We start from the raw sequence: 1,293 nt of genomic DNA on the forward strand, positions 1-1,293 counted from the left end.
TCACTCCCCTTCCGGGGTGCTTTTCACCTTTCCCTCACGGTACTGGTTCACTATCGGTCACTAGGGAGTATTTAGCCTTGGGAGATGGTCCTCCCGGATTCCGACGGAATTTCTCGTGTTCCGCCGTACTCAGGATCCACTCTGGAGAAAATACCTTTTCAATTACAGGGCTGTTACCTTCTTTGGCTGATCGTTCCAGATCGATTCACTTAAGGTATTTCTTTGTAACTCCGTATAGAGTGTCCTACAACCCCAGAAAGCAAGCTTTCTGGTTTGGGCTGTTTCCGTTTCGCTCGCCGCTACTTGGGAAATCGCATTTGCTTTCTCTTCCTCCGGGTACTGAGATGTTTCAGTTCCCCGGGTCTGCCTCACGTATCCTATGGATTCAGATACGTGTACTACTCCATTACGAGTAGTGGGTTTCCCCATTCGGAAATTCCCGGATCAATGCCTACGTACGGCTCCCCGAGACATTTCGGTGTTTGTCCCGTCCTTCTTCGGCTCCTAGTGCCAAGGCATCCACCGTGCGCCCTTCTTCACTTAACTAACTTTACTTTGTCTGTGAAAAGACGTTCGTTGTTTCGATGTCTTGTTTTTCTTATCTAGTTTTCAAGGTACACATTGAGAGTTTTGATCTCTCAAAACTGAACCAAACAACCAAGTATGTCGTTCTGCTCGTAAGAGCAGTTCCGTAATAATCCTTAGAAAGGAGGTGATCCAGCCGCACCTTCCGATACGGCTACCTTGTTACGACTTCACCCCAATCATTGGCCCCACCTTCGGCGGCTGGCTCCTAAGACACAACTTAGCTTCCTAGTAAGGAAAATAAGAGGCTAAGTTGTGTCCCAGGTTACCTCACCGACTTCGGGTGTTGCCAACTCTCGTGGTGTGACGGGCGGTGTGTACAAGGCCCGGGAACGTATTCACCGCGGCATGCTGATCCGCGATTACTAGCGATTCCAGCTTCATGCAGGCGAGTTGCAGCCTACAATCCGAACTGAGAATGGTTTTGATGGGATTTGCTTCACCTCGCGGCTTCGCTGCCCTTTGTACCATCCATTGTAGCACGTGTGTAGCCCAGGTCATAAGGGGCATGATGATTTGACGTCATCCCCACCTTCCTCCGGTTTGTCACCGGCAGTCACCTTAGAGTGCCCAACTAAATGCTGGCAACTAAGATTAGGGGTTGCGCTCGTTGCGGGACTTAACCCAACATCTCACGACACGAGCTGACGACAACCATGCACCACCTGTCACTCTGTCCCCGAAGGGAAAATCCTATCTCTAGGAGTG

The 1,293-nt window shown here is 50.3% G+C and carries 2 rRNA genes; both read right to left on the reverse strand.

What is annotated here, in order from left to right:
- Positions 1-546, reverse strand: a 23S ribosomal RNA gene (locus tag JOC48_RS21150); the annotation flags it as partial.
- Between the two features lie 159 nt (positions 547-705).
- Positions 706-1,293 (reverse strand): 16S ribosomal RNA (locus tag JOC48_RS21155); the annotation flags it as partial.

The organism is Aquibacillus albus, from assembly GCF_016908325.1.
Taxonomy (GTDB): domain Bacteria; phylum Bacillota; class Bacilli; order Bacillales; family Amphibacillaceae; genus Aquibacillus_A; species Aquibacillus_A albus.